This is a genomic window from Ochrobactrum sp. P6BSIII (assembly GCF_014138065.1).
Classification (GTDB): domain Bacteria; phylum Pseudomonadota; class Alphaproteobacteria; order Rhizobiales; family Rhizobiaceae; genus Brucella.
In genome coordinates, this window is sequence record NZ_JACGXB010000004.1 from 237,442 (window position 1) to 259,771 (window position 22,330).

Below are 22,330 nucleotides of genomic sequence, written 5' to 3' on the forward strand. Positions count from 1 at the left end.
GCGTGACTTCTCCCCGAAATTGCCTGCGTTTCACGGTTCTGGGCTGCGGTTCGTCGCCCGGCGTGCCGCGCATCAATGGCGATTGGGGTAATTGCGATCCGGAAAACCCGAAAAACCGTCGCACCCGTACGTCACTGCTGGTGGAGCGTTTCAATGCGAACGGCCACTATACGACAGTGGTGATCGATACGGGGCCGGATTTCCGCACGCAGATGATCAATGCCAGCGTGCATTCGCTTGATGCGGCGGTCTATACCCATCCGCATGCCGACCATATTCACGGGATCGACGATCTGCGCACCTATGTGGTGGATAATCGTCGCCTGATGGATGTCTATGCCAATCGCTTCACGCGCAACCGGCTTTATGATGCCTTCGGCTATTGCTTCGAGACACCGGCGGGCTCAAGCTATCCGCCGATCTTGAGCATGCATGATATTGCAGCTGAAACACCCTTCACCATCGACGGTGCAGGCGGTGAAATACGGTTCGAACCATTCCGTCAGATCCATGGCGATATCGAGTCGCTTGGCTTCCGCATCGGCAATGTCGTCTATTGCACGGATGTCAGCGCATTCCCGGACGAGAGCCTGCGTTATGTCCGACATGCGGATGTGCTGATCCTCGGCGCTTTGCAATATCGCCCGCATCCGAGCCATTTCTCGCTTGAGCAGGCGCTGGAATGGATTGAGCTATTTGCGCCCAAGCGGGCAATTCTCACGCATATGCATGTGCCGCTCGACTACGAGACAGTGCTGCGTGAAACGCCCGATAATGTTGAGCCCGGCTATGACGGGCTCCGGTTTGAAATCCCGCTCTAAACAAAAAAGCCCGGCATCTCTGCCGGGCTTTTTGTTTCGTGTGGTGCGCAATCAGGCGCGGGCCGGGAAGGGCATCACATTGCTGCCTTCCGGGGTGCCTTCAGCGCTGCCCTCTGCGGACTTCTTGGTGGTCTGCTTGTCTTCGAGAGCCAGGCCACCGGCACGGAGCAGGTCGGAGAAACGACCGCCACGGGCTGCGAGCTCGTCAAAGCTGCCGCGTTCGACCAGATGGCCCTTGTCCATGAACAGAACCTGATCCGCCGAGCGAACCGTCGACAGGCGGTGCGCGATGATGAAGGTAGTGCGATTCTGGCTCAGATCGTCCACAGCCTGCTTCACCTTTTCTTCGGTCTCGACGTCGAGCGCGCTAGTCGCTTCGTCGAGCACGAGGATCGGAGAATCCTTCAGGATCGCGCGGGCAATTGCCAGACGCTGGCGTTCACCACCCGAAAGCTGCGAACCGCGTTCGCCGACGACCGTGTCGTAACCATTGGCCTTGGCAAGAACGAAGTCGTGGGCTGCGGCAGCCTTGGCTGCGGCATGGACTTCTTCATGCGAGGCGTTTTCACGACCGACGCGGATATTTTCCTCGACGGTACGGTTGAAGAGACCGGCATCCTGAAACACGGTGGCAATCGCATGACGCAGCGAGCGCCGGCTGACAGTGCGCGTATCGACACCGTCGATCAGCACGCGACCAGCAGCCGGATCGAACACACGCTGGAGAATATTGATCAGCGTGGTCTTGCCTGCACCGGTCGGGCCAACGATGGCGACGGTCTGGCCGGGCTTCACCTCGAAGGAAACGTCATAGACGCCCTGACCCGAATTCGGGAATTCAAAGGTGACATTGTCGAAAATGATGTCGCCCTTGACGTTTTCCAGATCGGCCACATTCTGCGGTTCCTGACGGTCGGCAGTCGCATCTTCCATTTCGAAGAATTCTTCGAGCTTGGCGCGTGCCGTCACGGTCTGGTTGATGAAGGCGCTGATCTGGTCGAGACGGCCGATCATCAGCTGTGCGAAGCCGATAAAGGCAATCACGTCGCCAACGCGCATCTGGCCTTTGGTCACGAAATAAGCGCCGAGAACCAGCACGACCACCATAGAAAAGGTCGAAGCCATGCGGTTCAAACCACTGGCGAGTGCCCACCAGTTGAGAACCGGAAACTGTGCCTTTTCCAGATTGCGCGCATAGTCGCGCAGCGCCTGCGTTTCAGAGGCAATGCGATTATAGCTCTGCACGACCGAAACATTGCTGATCGTATCGCTGACATGCTCGAACAGCTTGTGATGGTGCTTTTCGACAGCCATCTGGCCGTCCTTGGTCTTGCGCATGACCAGCTGACCGATCATGACATAGATCACGCCGAGCACGATCAGGACGAGCGACATACGCATGTCCATGTTCATGGCGACCGGAATAAGCGTCGCCAGTGCCACAACCGTGGTCAGGTGCTGACGCATGAATTCAAGCCAGAGCGTGAAGAGCGAGTCCGTTGCGCGGATCAGCGTGTGCAGGGCATTGGACGTGCCGCGTTTCTGATGCCAGGCGAGGGGCATGGTGATCAGGCGCTCATAGGAGTCGATCATCACGCCCAGACGGCGGCGATGCGCAAGCCTATCCGCACCACGCGCCACGAAAACGGCTGCGATGATGTTGAAGACGCCAAGCGCGGCCCACATCGATAGAGGGGAAATGATATCCCCCTTATCCGAGATAGCCTGAATGACCTGACCGAACAGGATCGGTTCGGCCAGCGTAACAAGGGCAACGAGGACACTCGCAACACACATCGATATCGTTGCGGCTTTCTCAACCGCAAGATATTCCATGGCTCGCCAGTATATTTTGAGCAATGACACTTTCGCACTCCCGCTCGTTCTATTTACGGGGCTAAATGGTACGACCCCACTGTTCTATCAATATCTAATGTCGGGAAGAAGTGGCTATTGGGTGTCAGAACCGACCATAAATTAAAAACGTATGTAACTGACTGTGAAGATTCTGGCCTTTTTCGTCCAATATTGGGCGCAAGTGGCCTGAAAGGCGTCAAATCGCAGTTTTCCGGAATTGCACTAGCAATCGGGGAAACTCACGTCTATTGACAGGATTAACAAGTTGGCGCGCGCGGTCGCGCCTCAGAAAGATATTGATCGGGTTTTTCCATGGCAGGCGTTGAACAGAAGATTGTGGATACGAGCGAGGCGGGCATGCGTCTTGATCGCTGGTTCAAGGTTCACTTTCCTGGGCTGGGCTTCGGTCATCTGCAAAAACTGCTGCGTTCCGGTCAGGTTCGCGTCGATGGCGGTCGCGCCAAGGCTGATACGCGTCTTCAGGCGAACCAGATGGTTCGTATTCCGCCGCTCGGCGTCGACGAAAAGGCGTCCGGTCCGGTCACGGCGCGCACCATCCGCAGCCAGCAGGACGGCGACGTTCTTTCGCAAATGCTGATTTATGAAGACCCGAAAGTGTTTGTCTTCAACAAGCCCGCCGGTCTGGCCGTGCAGGGCGGTTCGGGATTGACGCGTCATGTTGACGGCATGCTGGAAGCCTGGCGCAATAAAAGAGGCGAGAAGCCGCGTCTGGTGCACCGCATCGACCGCGATACGTCTGGTGTGCTGGTCGTTGCCCGCACACGTGGCGCTGCACAGGCTTTGACCGCCGCATTTCGCGAGCGTGACACGAAAAAGACCTACTGGGCTCTGGTGAAGGGCGTTCCACGCAAGCGCGAAGACAAGATTTCGACATGGCTGGTCAAGGAACAGACGCCCGATGGCGACAAGATGCGCGTTTGCCAGCACGGTGAGCCGGATTCCGATCATGCGGTTTCCTATTACCGCATCATCGAAAAGGCGGGCAACAATCTGACCTGGCTGGAAATGGAGCCTTATACGGGCCGCACGCACCAGCTTCGCGTCCATGCCGCCTATATCGGTCATCCGATCATCGGCGACCCAAAATATTTCGAAGCCGACCAGAACTGGGAGTTCCCCGGCGGCATTCAGAAGCGTCTGCATCTGCATGCGCGTCGCATCCGCATCCCCAACCCATCGGGTGGTGTGATCGACGTGACCGCACCGTTGCCGCCGCATATGGTGCAGTCGTGGAACCTGCTCGGCTTCGACGAGGACAGTGCGGAAGACTGACAACATAAAGAAGAAGTGAAATGGCAGGGGAAAATGGGGGGACGGCGCAAGGCCGGGCTTCTTTCGATGGGCTGGCCATTGCTCTGGTCATCTTCATCATGTTCAGCTGGGGGCTCAATCAGGTTGCTGTGAAGATCGGCAATCAGGGTTTTAACCCGATGCTGATGGCTTCCGCCCGTTCGGTTTTGGGCGGGATATGCGTGTTTCTCTGGTGTTTCTGGCGGCGCATTCCGCTGTTCAGGAAAGACGGGACTCTGCTGCCCGGCATCCTTGCAGGATTGCTTTTCGGCACTGAGTTTGTGCTGATTTTCATCTCGATGGACCTGACAAATGTCAGCCGCGTGACCCTGATGATGAATGTCATGCCGTTCTGGGTGGCAATCGGCAGTCATTTCCTGCTCGGCGAACGCATGTCTGTCCGTGCCTTTGTCGGCATGTGCGTGGCTTTTCTCGGCGTGTTCATCGTCTTTTCCGACCACGTCAGCCGACCGGGGCCATATGCGTTCTATGGCGATCTTCTGGCGCTCGTTTCAGGTATTCTCTGGGGGCTGACCACACTGGTCATCAAGCGCAGCAAGCTTGCTTATGCCGTTCCGGAGAAAATCCTGCTGTACCAGCTTGTCGTTGCCGCTTTGGTTCCGTTGCCGTTCATCGGCTTCGCCGGTCCGCTCGTTCGCGATCCGAATGTTCTTTCGGTGATCTCGCTGCTGTTTCAGTCCTTCTTCGTGGTTGCATTCACCTATCCGCTCTGGTTCTGGATGGTGAACCGCTATCCGGCCTCGAAACTCTCCAATTTCGCCTTTCTCACGCCGGCCTTTGGCGTATTGCTAAGCGGCATCGTTCTGGGTGAAGCATTGAGCTGGAAGATATTCGCAGCCATGGTCCTGATTGGCCTCGGCCTGATCATAATCAATCGACCGGCAAAGGCGGCAACAGCACGATGAAACTCGTTCTTTTCGATTGCGACGGCACTCTGGTGGATAGCGGTGACTTCATTCATCGCTGCATGGCGGAAAGCTTTGCCGATGCAGGGCTGACGCCGCCACAGCAGGCCGAGACGCATTCGATCATCGGCCTGTCGCTTCCTTTGGCCATAGCGCAGTTGCTGGGGCGCGAACCGGACGAGCAAGTCGACTGGCTGACGCAGCGCTATAAAGAAAATTTCATTCGCCTGCGACAGGCGCCGGATTTTGAGGAACCGCTTTATGATGGCATTCTGCCGCTTCTGACGGAACTTGGGGAGCGGGATGATCTGCTTTTGGGGATCGTTACGGGCAAGTCGCGTCGCGGCGTTCATGCGGTGTTCGAACGCCACGGCATTGGGAAGCATTTTCTGGTCATTCGCACGGCGGACGACTGCCCGTCCAAGCCCCATCCGGCGATGGTGCTTGAATCCTGCGCGGAAATGGGGATAGAACCCGACCGAACCATTGTTATCGGCGATGCGATCTACGATATGCAGATGGCCCGCTCGGCTGGCGCTTTGGCGGCAGGCGTGTCATGGGGCTATCATGACCGACAGGCGCTTGTCGAAGCCGGTGCACAGCACATATTGAGCACGCCGCACGACCTTCATCCGCTGCTGAAAGCAATGGATACGCTTTAAAAATTGGAAAGACCCATGCGTGATACTTTGAGCGATCTTGAAGCTGGTAAGCAGCTTTCCGACGAGAATCCCATCATTCGGGCCCAGAAGCTGATGCAGGCGCAGCTGCCGAAACGCTTTTATGAGCGGGTGGATGTCGCCGAAGTCGATGGTGGCTTTGCGGTTCATCTTGATGGTCGCCCCGTGAAGACGCCCGCGCGCAGCCTTCTGCTACTGCCGACGGTTGCTGCAGCAGAAATCGTCGCTGAAGAGTTTCGCGCGCAGGAAAAGGTCATCGATCCGGGCAAAATGCCTGCCACCCGGCTTGTGAACACCGCCATTGACGGTATTGCACAAGACCCGCAGGCGGTGCTTGAGGATGTGTTACGTTTCGCAGGCACGGACTTGCTGTGCTATCGCGCCGACGCACCACAGGAACTCGTTTCCCGCCAGACAGCGCGTTGGGACCCACTGATCGACTGGGCGGAAACACTTGGCGCCCGTTTTGCGCTCGCCGAAGGTGTCATGCATGTCGAGCAGCCGCGTGAGGCGATCACGGCATTTGGCATTCATCTGTCTGCTTTCAACGATCCGATTGCGCTCGCCTCGCTTCACACGATGACGACCCTGACCGGTTCGGCCATCATTGCGCTGGCTATTGCCAAGGACGAAGTGTCCGCCGAAGACGGCTGGTCGCTGGCGCATATTGATGAAGACTGGACGACTGAGCAGTGGGGCGAAGACGCCGAAGCTGCGGCGCGGCGTAAGGCACGCGAAGTCGAAATGATGATCGCGGCGCGTATACTCAAGGCGCTCTGAACCCATTTCTTAGATAGCTTATCCAAAGCACTGATAACAAAAAGAAAACCCGGCCATGAATCCGGGTTTTCTTTCGCGCGTTTTTAAAAACGCGTCGTTCCCCTCGGTAACTCTTGGAGTTGCGGGAGCGCAAGCGCCCCCGCTTACCCATGGATTAGACCGAGTAGTACATGTCGAATTCGACCGGATGCGGGGTCATTTCGAAACGCATCACTTCGGCCATCTTCAGCTCGATGAACGAGTCGATCTGGTCGTCGGTGAACACGCCACCGGCCTTCAGGAATTCGCGATCCTTGTCGAGCGACTGGAGCGCTTCACGAAGCGAGCCGCAAACGGTCGGGATCTTCTTGAGTTCCTTTGCAGGCAGGTCGTACAGATCCTTGTCCATGGCCTGGCCAGGATGGATCTTGTTCTTGATGCCGTCGAGGCCAGCCATCAGCAGGGATGCGAAGGCGAGATACGGGTTGGCAGCCGGATCCGGGAAGCGAACTTCAAGGCGCTTCGACTTCGGCGAGGAGCCGAAAGGAATACGGCAGGAAGCCGAACGGTTGCGTGCCGAGTAGGCCAGCAGAACCGGAGCTTCATAGCCCGGAACCAGACGCTTGTAGGAGTTGGTCGACGGGTTGGTGAATGCGTTCACAGCCTTGGCGTGCTTGATGACGCCGCCGATGAAGAACAGGCAGTTTTCCGACAGACCGGCATATTCATTGCCAGCAAAGGTCGGCTTGCCGTCTTTCCAGATCGAGAAGTGAACGTGCATGCCCGAGCCGTTATCGCCGAAAATCGGCTTTGGCATGAAGGTTGCGGTCTTGCCATAGGCATTGGCAACCTGATGCACGACATACTTGTAGATCTGCATCTTGTCGGCGTTGCGAACGAGCGAGTCGAACTTGACGCCGAGTTCGTGCTGAGCCGATGCCACTTCGTGGTGATGCTTTTCAACCGTTACGCCCATTTCCGTCAGAACGGTGAGCATTTCGGAACGCATGTCCTGGCAGCTGTCGATCGGCGGAACCGGGAAATAGCCGCCCTTGACGCGCGGACGGTGACCGAGGTTGCCGGTTTCATAGTCGGTGTCGTCGTTGGACGGCAGTTCGGTCGAGTCGAGCTTGAAGCCCGTATTGTACGGGTCAGCCTTGTACTTCACGTCGTCGAAGACGAAGAATTCGGCTTCCGGGCCGACATAGACCGTGTCGCCGATACCGAGCGACTTCATGTAGGCTTCCGCCTTTTTTGCGGTCGTGCGCGGATCGCGGCTGTAGGCTTCGCCCGAGATCGGCTCGAGAATGTCGCAAAGAATGACCAGCGTGGACTGGGCGAAGAACGGGTCGATATGAGCCGTCGTCGGATCGGGCATCAGAACCATGTCGGATTCGTTGATGGCCTTCCAGCCGGCGATCGACGAGCCGTCGAACATGACACCGTCAACGAACATTTCTTCGTCAACAAGGCCGATATCCATCGTGACGTGCTGGAGCTTGCCCTTCGGGTCGGTGAAGCGAAGGTCCACAAACTTGATGTCGTTGTCTTTGATCTGTTTCAGAATATCGTTGGCGGTCGTCATTTTAATTCCCTGTTTGCACGACGAAGGATAGGTAGGCTGATGTCAATCAGATGGCGTCCACGCCGGATTCACCGGTGCGGATGCGAATGACTTCTTCAATGTTGGAGACGAAAATCTTGCCGTCGCCGATGCGGCCCGTCTGGGCTGCCTTGCGGATGGCTTCAATCGCGTTGTCGACGGTTTCATCCGCTACAATGACTTCGACTTTCACCTTGGGAAGAAAGTCGACGACATATTCGGCGCCGCGGTAAAGCTCGGTATGACCTTTCTGTCGTCCAAAGCCCTTGGCTTCGATGACAGTAATACCCTGCAAGCCGACTTCCTGAAGGGCTTCCTTCACTTCATCGAGTTTGAAGGGCTTAATAATGGCTTCGATCTTTTTCATCAGAGAATGGTCTCCGCTTTTCTTCAGAAATGAGCGTTGTGCCCGTTTCACTGTAGGAGAAGCATGAAGCGTGCCAGTTTCAAAAACTTAGGCAAAATTTTCTCTTCTCTTCCATTTCCTTAGCAGAGTGGCACTAAAGGCGGCACCTTTGCAAGGCGGTGCCTATCGCTGGGGTGTGGAAGAGTGATCCCGATACCGAATGTATGATTAAAAAGTAATCAATTTGCGACAAATATAGGCTCTCTTGCACAAAGCCCAGTGGCGCGTGTTTAATCACCGCAAAATCCGTCTTACGAAACAGGTGCGTGATGTTGGAATTGCTTTCGCCCGATGAAATGGCCGCAGCGGACCGCTGGACCATGGATAATGGCGTGCGAGACGGCTTTTCCCTGATGTTGGCGGCCGGACGGGCCGTTGCGGATGTCGCACGGCGCATGTTCGCGAACAAGGGACCGGTCGCGGTTTTGTGCGGACCGGGCAATAATGGCGGTGACGGTTATGTCGCAGCACAATATCTTCTGGAAGCGGGTTTCGAAGTGGTCTGCTTTAGCGTGGCACCGCCGCGAAAGGGCACCGATGCGCTTCGCGCTTCGCTGTTTCACAAGGGCGAGGTGCGCAACATCAACGAATTTTCACCCGCGAGTTTTACGGGCGTCATTGACGCCATTTATGGCGCGGGACTGACGCGCGATATTCAAGGCGCAGAAGGCGTGGCCATCGACGCCATCAACGCATCAGACATTCCGGTTGTCGCCGTCGATCTGCCAAGCGGTGTGTCGGGCGCCAGCGGGCAGATACTGGGCGTGGCCGTCAAGGCGCGGGCGACGGTGACATTCTTCCGCAAGAAACCCGGCCATTTGTTGCAGCCGGGCAGGGCCTTATGCGGTGTTCTTCATGTCGCGGATATTGGCATTCCGGATCGCGTTCTGGACACTATTCATCCGCAGGCGCGTGAAAATGCTCCCGGATTGTGGATTGAGGACCTGCCTGTCCTGAACGTCAACGCCCATAAATATAGCCGCGGCCATGCCGCGGTCTTTTCCGGCGGAATGCACGCTACAGGGGCGGCGCGATTATCCGCACTTGCCGCTGCAAGAAGCGGCGCAGGAGCCGTAACGCTGTTATCGCCGCCGGACGCTGTGGCCATCAATGCGGCCCATGTCACCAGCATTATGGTGCGCGAGACCCGCAGCGCCAAGGATGTGCGGGATTTCGTCGCTGATCGAAAAGTTGCGGCAGTTGTGCTCGGCCCCGGCTATGGAAATGCGGTTTTTGCGCGCGAGCACGCCCTGATGTTGGCAGGTGGTTCGGCATCGGCATTTTCCGCACTTCAGGGGCTTGTGCTTGATGCCGATGGCATAACGGCCTTCGAAAAGAACCCGCGTGAACTGTTTGAGGCCAGAAAAGACGCAAAGACCGCACTCGTTCTGACACCTCACGAAGGGGAATTCCGTCGGCTCTTCCCAGATGTCGCCAGTGAGGATGCGTCAAAGCTCGACAAGGCGCGCAAGGCTGCTGCCCTTGCCAATGCTGTGGTGATCTATAAGGGGGCGGATACGGTCATCGCCGCACCGGATGGTCGCGCCGCGATCAATGCGAATGGAACGCCATTTCTAGCGACTGCGGGGTCTGGCGATGTTCTGGCAGGCATTGTGGGCGGATTGCTGGCGCAGGGAATGCCGCCCTTTGAAGCAGCCAGTGCTGCTGTCTGGGCGCATGCCGATGCCGGTCGGCGTTTTGGTCACGGATTGATTGCCGAAGACCTGCCCGGTTTGCTTCCAGCCGTCTGGTCGGCTCTGGTGGGGTCAACCCGAAACTAAAAGCTATCGGTGACGGGAGCCGCCTTGGCCGGTGCCGACATCGATGATGATATCGCCAGAGACAGACACATCGGTGTTGCCGACGCGAAAGTTCTTCCAGTTTCCCTTCGGAGCCTGATCCGGTTCCGGGGCGGGCGGCGGAGCCGAGACAAGCGGCTTTTGTGCTTCAACGCCCGGAAGCCCGGGCGCAGTTTTTTCCTGAGCGAAAGCGCCCGCTGCCAAAACAGTTGAAAAAGCCAGCGTAACAAACTGAAAAACTGTATTTTTCACCGTTCACTATCCTTTCAGACTGGGTCGGAGACCGCATCTATCAGCTGTTCAGCCATTTCGAGGGTGAATTCGTCATAATGCGAAATCACGCGGCTCGGCTCGTAATGCTGGACCGGAAGGTCGGTATAGCCGAAATCGACGGCTACTACCGGAATACCCGCAGCCTTGGCGGTATCAATATCCGTGCGGCTATCGCCGACCATAAGCGCGCGATCCCGATTGCCGCCGGCGCGGGCAATGGTGTCCGTCAGGTGGCGTGGGTCGGGTTTGCGCCAGGCGAATGTGTCTGCGCCACAAATGGCGGCAAAGCGCGAGGCTTCGCCCATCGACGTCAACAGCTTCACCGAGAGAGATTCGAACTTGTTCGTGCAGACAGCCAGTTCGAAGCCGTGTGCCTGAAACCGGTCGAGCGCTTCCAGTACGCCGGGGAAGAAGATGGAATGTCCGGGCATATTGTCCGCGTAATGCTCGCGGAACTCCTCCACCAGACGGTCGAGACGTGTCTCGTCGATCTGGGTTTGCTGGGCAGCAAAAGCGCGTTCGATCATTGTGCGTCCGCCCTGACCGACAAAGCGGCGCAAGGCCGTGCGATCAGCCGCCTTGAGGCCGGAAATCGACAGGCAGTGATTGAGGCTGTCGAGAAGGTCCGGCGCGGTATCGACGAGCGTGCCGTCGAGATCGAAAACGATGATGGGCTTGGCACTGGCAACGGACATAATGGGTCTTTCGCATAGATGGGGTCTGGCATACGTAACCGATAGCGCACGGTGGCTCAAGGGTAGGTTCTTTAGTCGCGCAGATGTGAAATTCTGCGTCATATTTAAATAGATGCTTTGTTGTGATGCCCACGCGTGCTAGAGGCGAACCGAATTGGGACGAGAATCCGCCGGGTCAACCCGGAGGATATGCTAGGATTTCTTTCATGGACGAAGCACGCAAGCTGAAGATCGCCGCCGCAGCCGAGGCACTGACGCATGTCAAGGACGGTATGCGTCTTGGCATCGGCACCGGCTCCACGGCAGAAGAATTCGTGCGTCTGCTGGCCGAAAAAGTGCAGGGCGGTTTCAAGATCATCGGTGTGCCGACATCCGAACGCACCGCCAGCCTGTGTCAGGAACTGGGTGTTCCCCTCACAACACTGGAAGAAACCCCGCATCTCGATCTGACCATTGACGGCGCTGACGAAGTCAATGGCGAGCTTTCGCTCATCAAGGGCGGCGGCGGTGCGTTGCTGCGCGAGAAGATCGTAGCCGCAGCCTCTGACGCCATGATCGTCATTGCAGACCAGTCGAAAGTTGTGGAAACGCTCGGTCGTTTTCCGCTTCCCATCGAGGTCAATCGCTTCGGTCTCGGCGCAACGATGCGCGCAATCGAGGCGGCAGCCGCGAAATGCGGCCTTGCAGGCCCGCTGAACCTGCGTTTAAAAGATGGTTCGCCTTTTGTAACAGATGGTGGACACTACATCGTCGATGCATCTTTTGGCCGCATTCCCGAGCCAAAGACACTCTCTGACGCTCTCTTCGCCATTCCTGGCGTTGTCGAGCATGGACTTTTCATCGGGCTGGCGCGTGCGGCAGTAATTGCCGGAACCGACGGCATTCGAACCCTGAACCGGTCTTGAACTGCCAGTGCTACAGCTGGTGTTGAACTGATTGAACGGAGTATTGAGCATATGATCCCGGTAACTGGCTTTCGTCGTCTGATTGCACCGCTTTCCGTATTCGCCCTGATGGCCGGCGTTCATGCGGCTTCGGCGCAGGAAATCACTGATGCCCATCTGCAGGCTGCCCGCGAAGCGATCTCCGCGATCCACGCAACCGAGCAGTTCGACGAAATTCTGCCGAACGCAGCCCGTGCGCTCAAGGGCGAGCTGATCCAGAAGGATCCAAACCTCGAAGGTCTGATCACCAAGACCGTCGATGAAAAGGCTCTGGCTCTGGCTTCCCGCCGTTCGGACCTCGAAACCGAATCCGCCCGCGCTTATGCAAAGGCATTTTCCGAAGAGGAACTGAAGGCAATCTCGACCTTCTACACCTCGCCAGCTGGCAAGAAGCTCCTGTCGGAAGGCCCGATCGTGACCCGCGAAGTCGTGAAGGCTGCCAATGTCTGGCAGAATGGCGTTGCTCGTGACCTCGCTCGCGACGTTGCTGAAGTTCTGGCCGCTCAGGCCGGTTCGAGCGCCGCTCAGCCGACGGACCAGCCTGCTCAGCAGTAATTTGCGAACAGCATAAGAAAAATTGAAAGCCCGGCGACTTGGCCGGGCTTTTTCTTTTGCTTACATATCACCCGAATCTGTTGTTGATGCAGAATCCCGCCGGAAAAGCCTCGGGCGTTCGGGCGTGTGATTCAAAAGGAGAATTCCCATGGCCAGCTACGACTACGACCTCTTTGTTATCGGCGGCGGTTCCGGCGGTGTGCGTGCAGGCCGTCTGGCAGGTGCCATGGGGAAAAAGGTCGGTCTGGCGGAAGAGTATCGCATGGGCGGCACTTGCGTCATTCGTGGCTGTGTGCCGAAAAAGCTGTTTGTCTATGCCTCGCAGTTTCCTGAACATTTCGAGGATGCCGTTGGCTACGGCTGGACCGTGGGCGAGAGCAGCTTCGACTGGAAGAAGCTTATCGATGCCAAGGACAAGGAAATTGACCGTCTGGAAGGTCTCTACCGGAAGGGACTGGAAAACTCGAAGGTCGAAATTTTCGCAAGTCGCGCGGTGCTCGTCGATGAGCACACGGTCGAGCTGAAGGCCGATGGGCGTCGGATCACGGCCGAGCATATTCTGGTTGCCACCGGTGGTCGGCCGAACCCGCATGAGGCACTACCCGGTCACGAGCTTTGCATCAGCTCCAACGAAGCCTTCCATCTGGAAGAATTGCCCAAGGCGATTGTCATCGCGGGCGGCGGCTATATCGCGGTCGAGTTCGCCAATATCTTCCATGGTCTCGGTGTGGACACCACGCTTGTCTATCGGGGCAAGGAAATCCTGAACGGTTTTGACGGCGATGTGCGCCATCTGTTGCATGAAACCATGGCTGCCAAGGGCATTCGCATCATTTGTGAGGCAGTGTTCGAAAACGTCGCGAAGCAGGCAAACGGTCTGTTGTCGATCACGCTGTCCAACGGCGAAACGCTTGAAGCCGGGCAGGCGATGCTTGCGCTTGGCCGCATGCCCAATACGGACGGTCTCGGCCTTGAGGCTGCTGGCGTGAAGCTCGACAAGCTTGGCGCAATCGAGGTGGATGATTATTCGCGCACCAGCACCGCCAATATCTGGGCGGTCGGCGATGTCACCAACCGCGTGCAGCTGACGCCTGTGGCCATTCACGAGGCAATGTGCTTCCTCGAAACGGTGTTCAAGGACAATCCGACCAAGCCGGATCATGAGCTGATTGCAACCGCTGTCTTTTCCCAACCGGAAATTGGCACTGTCGGTTTGAGCGAAGAGCAGGCTGCGAAGAAATATCCGGAAGTTGAAGTCTATCGCGCGCTGTTCCGCCCGATGAAGAACACGCTTTCGGGCCGCAACGAAAAGATGCTGATGAAAATCGTCGTCGATGCGAAGAGCCGCAGGGTTCTGGGCACCCATATTATGGGGCCGGACGCCGGTGAAATGGCGCAGATTCTGGGCATCTCTCTCAAGGCGGGAGCGACCAAGGACGATTTCGACCGCACCATGGCTGTGCATCCAACTGCAGCCGAAGAACTGGTCACCATGTACAAGCCAAGTTATCGCGTCGTAAACGGCGAAAAGGTCGACGGCTGATCCTTTCGCCGCAGGCGAATATCCTTAACGAATATTACTGGCATTAAACCCGCACGTGCATTATATCAGCGCGACCCACGCACGCCGGGGTTTAGATATGAGGCTGGCATCTTCTTCAGGTGCAAGCCTCATGTTCGGGAATTCCGGCTTTCGTGTAAGGAGGATATAATCCGAGGATTATCGAGCGGATAACGCAAAACAGGTGCTCTAATGACGAAGAACTGGACCCCGCATTCCTGGAGAAACAAACCGATCAAGCAAGTGCCGTTTTATCCGGACGCACAGGCTTTGAACGACGTTGAGGCCCGTCTTCGCACCTATCCGCCATTGGTTTTTGCAGGCGAGGCGCGCAAGCTCAAGCAACAGCTGGCCGCAGTGGCGGAAGGCAAGGCATTTCTGCTTCAGGGCGGCGATTGCGCTGAGAGCTTCGCTGAACATGGCGCGGATAATATCCGCGACTTCTTCCGCGTGTTCCTGCAAATGGCCGTCGTACTTACCTTCGGCGCTTCCAAGCCGGTGGTGAAGGTTGGCCGTATTGCCGGTCAGTTCGCCAAGCCGCGTTCGTCGGATATGGAAACGAAGGATGGCATTGAGCTGCCGTCCTACCGTGGCGATATCATCAACGGCATCGATTTCGATGAATCCTCGCGCACGCCCGATCCACAGCGCCAGGACATGGCTTATCGCCAGTCGGCCGCGACGCTCAACCTGCTGCGTGCTTTCGCGCAGGGCGGCTATGCCAATCTGGAAAACGTGCACCAGTGGATGCTCGGCTTCGTTGGCAAGAGCCCGCAGGCTGAACGTTACACCGCTCTGGCGCAGCGCATTTCCGAAACGATGCACTTCATGCGCGCTATCGGCATCACTTCCGACAGCAACCATTCGCTGCGCGAGACGGATTTCTACACCAGCCATGAAGCACTGCTTCTCGGCTATGAAGAAGCGCTGACCCGCGTCGATTCTACGTCGGGTGACTGGTACGGCACGTCCGGTCATATGATCTGGATCGGTGATCGCACGCGTCAGGCTGACCATGCGCATATCGAATACTGCCGTGGCATCAAGAACCCGCTCGGTCTCAAGTGTGGCCCGTCCTTGCAGCCGGATGACCTCATCCGCCTGATCGATCTGCTCAACCCGGAAAACGAAGCTGGTCGTCTGACGCTCATTGCTCGTTTCGGTTACGACAAGGTGGGCGATCACCTGCCGCAGCTCATCCGCGCTGTCGAGAAGGAAGGCCGCAAGGTTGTCTGGTCCTGCGATCCGATGCACGGCAACACCATTACCGCTGGCGGTTACAAGACGCGTCCGTTCGACCGTATCCTCAAGGAAGTGGAATCCTTCTTCGCGATCCATCGCGCCGAAGGCACACATCCGGGTGGTATCCATGTCGAAATGACCGGCAAGAACGTTACGGAATGCACGGGCGGCGCCCGCGCCATTTCCGCAGACGATCTTCAGGACCGCTACCACACGCATTGTGATCCGCGTCTCAATGCCGATCAGGCATTGGAACTGGCGTTCCTGCTGGCCGAGCTTCTGAAGAAGGAGCGCGATGCAGGAGCTGACAAGCAGGTCGCTAGCGCCTGAGCAGTTCTTAAATAGCTATCGTTACGCAGGGCGGAGGTTTCGATCTCCGCCCTGTTGCTTTTGAGGCAAAGTTCTCTAAAGCATTCTCGGGCAACAGCGCGAAATCATGACCAGTGTCTTTTGGGGGTATTTATGCAGCGCATTTTTCTGGCTTTCCTGAACTCGATGCGGGCACTGAAATACCTCGCGGGCAATGAAAAGGCTGTGCAACAGGAACTGGTACTGTTCCTGATCTCGTTGCCAGTCGCATTCTTCCTCGCGCCGACATGGCTTGCCTTCCTGCTGATGACCGGCTCGATCCTGTTTTTGATGATGGTCGAAATTCTGAATACGGGTATCGAGGCCACATGCGATGCGGTTTCGCTTGATTTTCACAAGGAAATCCAGATCGCCAAGGATTGCGGCTCCTTGGCTGTGCTGATTGCAATTATATTTGTCGTTGCAACCTGGGGCTATGTGCTGATTTCGTCTTTCTATTATTAAAATAAATACAGTACTATTCGAAATGGAGAGTGTGCGAATAGTTTCTTCATTGTTGGTATTTCGTAAATTTTACTGATTGATATCTTCTCTTGGAAATGAATCACGGAGAGGAAAATGATCAGAATAATTTATCTGTTTTTATTGTTGATATTCATAATGTCGGCTGGGCTCTATTTTGTTGACGCCAACGCCGCCGATGCTTCGCCTTCGGAAACGAATGGGCATCATTGTGATAGTTATGAAAATCTGGCGGATTATATTCATTGTCTTCCTACAACACCGAATGCGGACGGGAAGTGATTTACAGCAGGTCGCGAAGTTGGCGCATGTCGATCTTCGGGGGGGTGAGAATAATTCAGGTCATTCTCGTCAGTAATCTAAGCCAATCTCCGAGGGGATGCAGAGCCGCTCATTGCATCCCTTCCACTCCCACGCTAAATCTCAGACAGAAATAGTGTTGGTGAGAATCTCATTATGCTTCGTATTGCAGTCGCGCAGCTCAATCCCGTCATGGGCGATATCGCCGGAAATCTTGTCAAAGCTCGCGCCGCTCGTGCACAAGCTGCCGAGATGAAGGCTGATCTCATCCTGTTCACAGAGCTGTTCATTGCCGGTTATCCTCCTGAGGATCTGGTGTTGAAGCCATCCTTCGTCGCAGCCTGCGAGCATGCAGTTCGCGAACTCGCCGCCGATACGGCGGATGGTGGACCGGGCGTCATCATCGGAACGCCTTTGCGGCGCGAAAGCGGTTTGCACAATTCGGTCATGGTGCTGGATGGCGGTGAGGTGATTGCCGAGCGGTTCAAGGTCGATCTGCCGAATTACGGCGAGTTTGACGAAAAACGCGTTTTCGAGGCTGGCCCGCTGCTTGGCCCGGTCAATTTCCGGGGCGTGCGCATCGGCATCCCGATCTGCGAGGATATCTGGGGTGAACTTGGCGTTTCGGAAACGCTTGCCGAAAGTGGTGCTGAATTCCTTCTCGTGCCCAATGGTTCTCCCTATCATCGTTCCAAGCTGGACTTGCGCTATCAGGTCGTTCTGAAGCAGGTGCTGCTGGCAGAATTGCCGATGCTCTATGTCAATCAGGTTGGCGGTCAGGACGAGCTTGTCTTCGACGGTGCGTCATTCGCTTTCAATCCGGGCAACAATTTCGCGTGCCTGCAAATGCCGCAATTTGCCGAGCAGATTGCCTTGACCATCTGGCGGCGTGACGGTGACACATGGCGTTGTGAAGAGGGTGAGAAGGCCACACTTCCAGAAGGGTTGGAGACGGACTATTCCGCCTGTGTGCTGGGTCTGCGTGATTATGTGAACAAGAACGGTTTCAAGGACGTCGTTCTTGGTCTTTCGGGCGGTATCGACTCGGCAATCTGCGCTGCCATGGGCGTTGACGCATTGGGGCCGGAGCGCGTGCGCTGCATCATGTTGCCATATCGCTATACGTCGGATGAATCCCTGAAAGACGCAGCCGATTGCGCCAAGGCGCTTGGCGTGCGTTACGATATCGTGCCGATCGCCGAGCCGGTTGAAGGCTTCATGAGCACGCTCCAGCCACTCTTTGCTGGAACCAATAGCGGCGTGACTGAAGAAAACCTGCAAAGCCGTGCGCGTGGCACGATCCTGATGGCGGTGTCGAACAAGTTCGGCTCCATGGTCGTCACGACCGGCAACAAGTCGGAAATGTCGGTTGGCTACGCAACGCTTTATGGCGATATGAATGGCGGCTTCAATCCGATCAAGGACGTGTACAAAATGCAGGTCTATGCGATGTCGGAATGGCGCAACAGCCATGTTCCGCAAGGTTCGCTCGGACCGACAGGCGCGGTGATCCCCGAGAACATCATCTCCAAGGCACCGTCCGCCGAATTGCGTGAGAACCAGACCGATCAGGACAGCTTGCCGCCATATCCGGTGCTCGACGATATTCTGGAATGTCTGGTCGAAAACGAAATGAGCAATGCTGATATCGTTGCACGCGGTCATCCGGTTGAAACCGTGCAACGGATCGAACATCTGCTCTATCTGGCTGAATACAAGCGCCGGCAATCTGCGCCGGGTGTAAAGATTACCAGGAAGAATTTTGGACGCGATCGCCGTTATCCCATAACGAACCGCTTCCGCGACCGCTGAACATACTGACTGAAAGCCTTTGAAATGACTGTAACTGTGCGTTTCGCTCCGTCGCCGACGGGCTATATTCATATCGGCAACACGCGCACTGCGCTGTCCAACTGGCTTTTTGCCAAGAAAAACGGCGGCAGGTTCATCCTGCGCTATGACGATACGGATGTTGAACGGTCGCGTGTGGAATATGCCGAGGCCATCGCAGTCGATCTCGACTGGCTGGGCGTGAAACCGGACCGCGTCGAATATCAGTCGAAGCGTTTTGATGTTTATGCCCGCGCAGTGGAAAAGCTGAAGGCCGCAGGCCTGCTTTATGCCTGCTATGAAACCGCTGACGAACTGGAACGCCGCCGCAAGCTGCGCTTGGCGCGCCGCCTGCCGCCGGTTTATGGCCGCGAGGCGCTGAAGCTCACCGATGCGGAAAAGGCCGCTTTCGAGGCGGAAGGCCGCAAGCCGCATTGGCGTTTCCTGCTACCGAATTTCGAGAGCGACCCGTTCGCAACACAGCGCACCGAAGTTCACTGGGACGATCTGGTGCGTGGGTCTCAGGTTGTTGATCTGGCGTCCATGTCGGACCCCGTGCTGGTGCGTGAAGATGGCACCTATCTCTATACGCTGCCTTCGGTCGTGGATGATATCGATCTTGGTGTCAGCCATATTATCCGTGGCGACGACCATGTGACGAATACGGGTGTGCAGATTGCAATCTTCCGCGCGCTCGGCGCTGAGCCGCCGGTGTTCGGACACCATAATCTGCTGACAACCACGACCGGCGAAGGGCTTTCAAAGCGCACGGGCGCGCTTTCGGTCGGATCACTGCGCGAAAACGGCTACGAGCCGATGGCGGTTGCTTCGCTGGCTATTCTGATCGGCACGTCGGAAAACGTCGCCGCCGCGCCAACCATGGATGCGCTGGCAGAACGTTTTGATCTGGCGTCAATTTCGAAATCGTCTGCCAAGTTCGATCCGGCAGAACTGGACACGCTCAATCGCGCATTGCTGCATGAAATGTCTTTTGCAGACGCCAAGCCGCGGTTCTCAGCACTTGGCATTGAAGGCGAGAAGGCCGAGCCATTCTGGCTCGCCGTGCGCGGTAATCTGGATCGTTTCGGTGATGTGCAGCATTGGTGGCAGATCGTGACCGGTGACCTGCCGGACGCGCCGGAACTGTCGGATGAAGATCGCGAATTCGCGCGCGCCGCGTTCACGCTTTTGCCAGCAGGCCCTTGGGATCAGCAGACCTGGAAGATGTGGACGGATGCGGTCAAGTTGGAAACGGGACGCAAGGGTAAGGGGCTCTTCATGCCGTTGCGTCTGGCGCTGACCGGACAGGCTCACGGGCCAGAACTGGCCGACCTTCTGGTGTTGATGGGCCCGGAAAAGGCGCAAAGCCGACAGCCTTGATCGGATCGTTTCCGATAGGAAATAAAAAAGCCGGCACAGTGGATACTGTGCCGGCTTTTTTGTTTTGGAAGATGCTTACTTGCGGAGCTTTCCCTTGCGGGCAGGCGCTTCGCCTGCGCGCTGCAACGCTTCCACAACCGACAGAGCGGTCATGTTGACGACACCGCGCGATGTCACCGAAGGCGTCAGAATATGCGCAGGGCGTGCTGCACCGAGCAGGATCGGGCCGACATGCAGCGCGTCTGTGACGGTCTTGACGACGTTGAGCGTGATATTCGCTGCATCGAGGTTCGGGAAAACCAGAAGATTGGCTTCACCCTTGAGGCGCGAATTCGGGAACACGCGGTCACGCAGCGCCTGAGACAGCGCTGAGTCACCATGCATTTCGCCGTCGGATTCGAGGTCTGGAGCCTTTTCCGCGAGAATAGCGGCAGCCTGACGCATCTTTTCCGCACTGGCGCTTTCCTTCGAACCGAAATTCGAATGCGAAACGAGAGCAGCCTTCGGCACAATGCCGAAGCGGTCGATTTCCTTGGCGGCGAGAATTGCCATTTCGGCAAGCTCGTTGGCATTCGGATCGACATTCACATAGGTGTCGGTCAGGAACAGCGCGCCGCGCTGCGAAATCAGCAGGCTGAGTGCGGAGTAATCGCGGATACCCGGCACAATGCCGATGATCTGGCGCACAACGCGCAAATGGCGTTCGAAACGGCCTTCAAGACCGCAGATCATCGCATCCGCTTCGTCACGCATTACTGCGAGTGCCGCAATAGCGGTCGAATTGGTGCGCACGATGGTGCGGGCAGCTTCCGGCGTGACGCCCTGACGACCCGTATAAGACAGGTACAGGTCGACATAGTCGCGGTAGCGTGGATCGTCTTCAGGGTTGATCAGTTCGAAATCGACGCCTTGACGGATTTTCAGGCCATAGCGGCGCAGACGCGTTTCAACAACCTGCGGACGACCGACGAGGATTGGCGCGGCGATACGTTCTTCGATCACCACCTGCGCGGCGCGCAGCACGCGCTCATCTTCACCATCGGCATAGATGACGCGCTTCGGCTTGTCTTGCGAACGGGCCGCAGCGAAAACCGGCTTCATGATGAGGCCCGAGCGGAACACGAAGCGGTTCAGCCTGTCGAGATAGGCTTCCATGTCTTCGATCGGGCGCGTGGCGACACCGGTTTCCATCGCAGCCTTGGCGACAGCCGGAGCAATGCGCAGGATCAGGCGCTGATCGAAAGGCGACGGAATGATGTAGTCCGGGCCGAAGGTCGGTGTATCGCCGGAATAGGCTTTGGCAGCGACATCGGAAGGTTCTTCACGTGCAAGCGACGCAATGGCGCGCACTGCGGCAAGCTTCATCTCTTCATTGATCGCGGTTGCGCCGACATCAAGCGCGCCGCGGAAGATGTATGGGAAGCAAAGAACGTTGTTGACCTGGTTGGGATAGTCGGACCGACCGGTGCAGATCATGGCGTCGGCGCGCGCAGCGCGCGCTTCTTCCGGCATGATTTCCGGCTTTGGATTGGCCAGCGCCATGATCAGCGGCTTTTCAGCCATCTGATTGAGCAGTTCCGGCTTCAAAACGCCCGCGGCTGAAAGGCCGAGGAACACATCCGCGCCGCCGATGACATCGGCCAGGGTGCGTGCGTCGGTCTTCTGCGCATAGATTTCTTTCCAGCGGTCCATCAGCGTGTTGCGGCCTTCATAGACCACGCCTTCCAGATCGCAGACCCAGATGTTTTCGCGCTTGGCGCCGAGATTGACGAGAAGATTGAGGCAGGCGAGAGCCGCCGCACCGGCACCGGAGGTGACGATCTTGGCGTCTTCAATCTGCTTGCCAGCAAGCTCCAGACCGTTCAGCACTGCGGCGGCTACGATGATCGCCGTACCATGCTGATCGTCATGGAAAACCGGAATATTCATCTTGGCGCGAAGCTGTTCTTCAACTTCGAAACATTCCGGCGCCTTGATATCTTCCAGATTGATGCCGCCGAAGGTCGGCTCAAGAGCGGAAACCACGTCGACGACACGGTTGATTTCAAGCGCGTCGATTTCGATGTCGAAAACATCGATATCGGCGAATTTCTTGAACAGGACCGCCTTGCCCTCCATGACCGGCTTCGATGCGAGCGCGCCGATATTGCCGAGGCCGAGAACAGCCGTACCGTTCGAAACCACCGCCACGAGATTGCCGCGCGCCGTATATTCGGCGGCGGTTGCCGGGTCTTCCTGAATGGCGAGGCAGGGAGCGGCAACGCCCGGCGAATAAGCGAGCGCAAGGTCACGCTGGTTTCCGAGCGGCTTGGTTGACTGGATTTCCAGCTTTCCGGGCTTCGGATATCGATGGAAAAACAGAGCTGCTTCATCGAAGTCCGAACGCGTCGGCGTGGAAGGAGTTTTCTTGGTCATAGTCGCATCGCTTTCCATTTTTCCGCACCGCCGGGATGATGAACGGCGCGTGGAGGGTGCAATTACATGCACACCGAGCCTTTAAACACGTGGGTCGGGCATTCTGGTTTTAACTTAAACTCTCACGTCCCATTAGGCCCGT

General features: G+C 56.9%; 19 protein-coding genes. 13 read left to right on the plus strand and 6 right to left on the minus strand.

Going from position 1 to position 22,330, the window contains the following annotated elements; all coding sequences use genetic code 11:
- The first annotated feature begins 2 nt into the window (after positions 1-2).
- A complete protein-coding gene (locus FHW00_RS07560; RefSeq protein ID WP_078338542.1) occupies positions 3-821 on the plus strand; it encodes an MBL fold metallo-hydrolase in 819 nt (272 codons plus the stop codon).
- A 51-nt stretch (positions 822-872) separates the two neighbouring features.
- On the opposite strand, the gene FHW00_RS07565 is transcribed toward FHW00_RS07560, so the two are convergent.
- Positions 873-2,687, minus strand: coding sequence for a glucan ABC transporter ATP-binding protein/ permease (locus FHW00_RS07565; RefSeq protein ID WP_078338543.1), 1,815 nt, complete (start codon positions 2,685-2,687; stop codon positions 873-875).
- A 303-nt stretch (positions 2,688-2,990) separates the two neighbouring features.
- Between FHW00_RS07565 and FHW00_RS07570 the strand changes: the two genes are divergently transcribed.
- The 4 genes from FHW00_RS07570 to FHW00_RS07585 are packed head-to-tail and all read left to right on the plus strand — an operon-like array spanning position 2,991 to position 6,375.
- A complete protein-coding gene (locus tag FHW00_RS07570; protein WP_078338544.1) occupies positions 2,991-3,971 on the plus strand; it encodes an RluA family pseudouridine synthase in 981 nt (326 codons plus the stop codon).
- A gap of 20 nt (positions 3,972-3,991) precedes the next feature.
- Positions 3,992-4,915, plus strand: a complete 924-nt coding sequence (locus FHW00_RS07575) for a DMT family transporter (protein ID WP_078338545.1) — start codon at positions 3,992-3,994, stop codon at positions 4,913-4,915.
- Positions 4,912-5,577: an HAD-IA family hydrolase gene (locus FHW00_RS07580; RefSeq protein WP_078338546.1), complete on the plus strand. Its 666-nt coding sequence runs from the start codon at positions 4,912-4,914 to the stop codon at positions 5,575-5,577. Before FHW00_RS07575 ends, FHW00_RS07580 begins: the two co-directional genes overlap by 4 nt.
- Positions 5,578-5,592: 15 nt before the next feature.
- Positions 5,593-6,375 carry an ATP12 family chaperone protein gene (locus FHW00_RS07585; RefSeq protein ID WP_078338547.1) on the plus strand — a complete coding sequence of 261 codons (783 nt, stop codon included), beginning with the start codon at positions 5,593-5,595 and terminating at the stop codon, positions 6,373-6,375.
- A gap of 154 nt (positions 6,376-6,529) precedes the next feature.
- Here the strand turns inward: FHW00_RS07585 and glnA are convergent, their stop codons facing one another.
- Positions 6,530-7,939: a type I glutamate--ammonia ligase gene (gene glnA, locus FHW00_RS07590; RefSeq protein ID WP_078338548.1), complete on the minus strand. Its 1,410-nt coding sequence runs from the start codon at positions 7,937-7,939 to the stop codon at positions 6,530-6,532.
- Between the two features lie 46 nt (positions 7,940-7,985).
- Entirely contained in the window at positions 7,986-8,324 is a 339-nt protein-coding gene (locus tag FHW00_RS07595) for a P-II family nitrogen regulator (protein WP_078338549.1), read from the minus strand.
- A 308-nt stretch (positions 8,325-8,632) separates the two neighbouring features.
- Between FHW00_RS07595 and FHW00_RS07600 the strand changes: the two genes are divergently transcribed.
- Positions 8,633-10,144, plus strand: coding sequence for an NAD(P)H-hydrate dehydratase (locus FHW00_RS07600; protein WP_078338550.1), 1,512 nt, complete (start codon positions 8,633-8,635; stop codon positions 10,142-10,144).
- 3 nt (positions 10,145-10,147) lie between these two features.
- On the opposite strand, the gene FHW00_RS07605 is transcribed toward FHW00_RS07600, so the two are convergent.
- The gene (locus FHW00_RS07605; RefSeq protein WP_078338653.1) at positions 10,148-10,366 is read right to left on the minus strand and encodes a hypothetical protein; all 219 of its coding nucleotides are present in this window, start codon (positions 10,364-10,366) and stop codon (positions 10,148-10,150) included.
- A 62-nt stretch (positions 10,367-10,428) separates the two neighbouring features.
- Positions 10,429-11,130, minus strand: a complete 702-nt coding sequence (locus tag FHW00_RS07610) for an HAD family hydrolase (protein WP_078338551.1) — start codon at positions 11,128-11,130, stop codon at positions 10,429-10,431.
- Positions 11,131-11,336: 206 nt separating this feature from the next.
- On the opposite strand from FHW00_RS07610, the gene rpiA reads away from it, so the two are divergent.
- The 7 genes from rpiA to gltX all read left to right on the plus strand — a co-directional run bounded on the left by rpiA (position 11,337) and on the right by gltX (position 19,773).
- A complete protein-coding gene (gene rpiA, locus FHW00_RS07615; RefSeq protein ID WP_078338552.1) occupies positions 11,337-12,035 on the plus strand; it encodes a ribose-5-phosphate isomerase RpiA in 699 nt (232 codons plus the stop codon).
- A gap of 51 nt (positions 12,036-12,086) precedes the next feature.
- Complete coding sequence (locus FHW00_RS07620; RefSeq protein WP_078338553.1) at positions 12,087-12,629, plus strand: DUF2059 domain-containing protein; 543 nt, start codon at positions 12,087-12,089, stop codon at positions 12,627-12,629.
- Positions 12,630-12,777: 148 nt separating this feature from the next.
- On the plus strand, positions 12,778-14,172 hold the full coding sequence (gene gor, locus FHW00_RS07625) for a glutathione-disulfide reductase (RefSeq protein WP_078338554.1): 1,395 nt from the start codon (positions 12,778-12,780) through the stop codon (positions 14,170-14,172).
- Between the two features lie 210 nt (positions 14,173-14,382).
- On the plus strand, positions 14,383-15,762 hold the full coding sequence (locus FHW00_RS07630) for a class II 3-deoxy-7-phosphoheptulonate synthase (RefSeq protein WP_078338555.1): 1,380 nt from the start codon (positions 14,383-14,385) through the stop codon (positions 15,760-15,762).
- 132 nt (positions 15,763-15,894) lie between these two features.
- Positions 15,895-16,245: a diacylglycerol kinase gene (locus tag FHW00_RS07635; RefSeq protein ID WP_078338556.1), complete on the plus strand. Its 351-nt coding sequence runs from the start codon at positions 15,895-15,897 to the stop codon at positions 16,243-16,245.
- A 474-nt stretch (positions 16,246-16,719) separates the two neighbouring features.
- Positions 16,720-18,375, plus strand: coding sequence for an NAD+ synthase (locus tag FHW00_RS07640; RefSeq protein ID WP_078338558.1), 1,656 nt, complete (start codon positions 16,720-16,722; stop codon positions 18,373-18,375).
- Between the two features lie 24 nt (positions 18,376-18,399).
- Positions 18,400-19,773, plus strand: a complete 1,374-nt coding sequence (gltX, locus tag FHW00_RS07645; protein ID WP_078338559.1) for a glutamate--tRNA ligase — start codon at positions 18,400-18,402, stop codon at positions 19,771-19,773.
- A 75-nt stretch (positions 19,774-19,848) separates the two neighbouring features.
- On the opposite strand, the gene FHW00_RS07650 is transcribed toward gltX, so the two are convergent.
- The gene (locus FHW00_RS07650) at positions 19,849-22,188 is read right to left on the minus strand and encodes an NADP-dependent malic enzyme (RefSeq protein ID WP_078338654.1); all 2,340 of its coding nucleotides are present in this window, start codon (positions 22,186-22,188) and stop codon (positions 19,849-19,851) included.
- Positions 22,189-22,330: the final 142 nt, after the last annotated feature.

Coding starts and splice junctions, on each gene's coding strand:
- FHW00_RS07585 (WP_078338547.1), top strand. CDS start 5,593: ATGCGTGATACTTTGAGCGATCTTGAAGCTGGTAAGCAGCTTTCCGAC.
- glnA (WP_078338548.1), bottom strand. CDS start 7,939: ATGACGACCGCCAACGATATTCTGAAACAGATCAAAGACAACGACATC.
- FHW00_RS07570 (WP_078338544.1), top strand. CDS start 2,991: ATGGCAGGCGTTGAACAGAAGATTGTGGATACGAGCGAGGCGGGCATG.
- FHW00_RS07620 (WP_078338553.1), top strand. CDS start 12,087: ATGATCCCGGTAACTGGCTTTCGTCGTCTGATTGCACCGCTTTCCGTA.
- FHW00_RS07650 (WP_078338654.1), bottom strand. CDS start 22,188: ATGACCAAGAAAACTCCTTCCACGCCGACGCGTTCGGACTTCGATGAA.
- FHW00_RS07635 (WP_078338556.1), top strand. CDS start 15,895: ATGCAGCGCATTTTTCTGGCTTTCCTGAACTCGATGCGGGCACTGAAA.
- FHW00_RS07580 (WP_078338546.1), top strand. CDS start 4,912: ATGAAACTCGTTCTTTTCGATTGCGACGGCACTCTGGTGGATAGCGGT.
- FHW00_RS07610 (WP_078338551.1), bottom strand. CDS start 11,130: ATGTCCGTTGCCAGTGCCAAGCCCATCATCGTTTTCGATCTCGACGGC.
- FHW00_RS07575 (WP_078338545.1), top strand. CDS start 3,992: ATGGCAGGGGAAAATGGGGGGACGGCGCAAGGCCGGGCTTCTTTCGAT.
- rpiA (WP_078338552.1), top strand. CDS start 11,337: ATGGACGAAGCACGCAAGCTGAAGATCGCCGCCGCAGCCGAGGCACTG.
- FHW00_RS07630 (WP_078338555.1), top strand. CDS start 14,383: ATGACGAAGAACTGGACCCCGCATTCCTGGAGAAACAAACCGATCAAG.
- FHW00_RS07600 (WP_078338550.1), top strand. CDS start 8,633: ATGTTGGAATTGCTTTCGCCCGATGAAATGGCCGCAGCGGACCGCTGG.
- FHW00_RS07595 (WP_078338549.1), bottom strand. CDS start 8,324: ATGAAAAAGATCGAAGCCATTATTAAGCCCTTCAAACTCGATGAAGTG.
- gltX (WP_078338559.1), top strand. CDS start 18,400: ATGACTGTAACTGTGCGTTTCGCTCCGTCGCCGACGGGCTATATTCAT.
- FHW00_RS07640 (WP_078338558.1), top strand. CDS start 16,720: ATGCTTCGTATTGCAGTCGCGCAGCTCAATCCCGTCATGGGCGATATC.
- gor (WP_078338554.1), top strand. CDS start 12,778: ATGGCCAGCTACGACTACGACCTCTTTGTTATCGGCGGCGGTTCCGGC.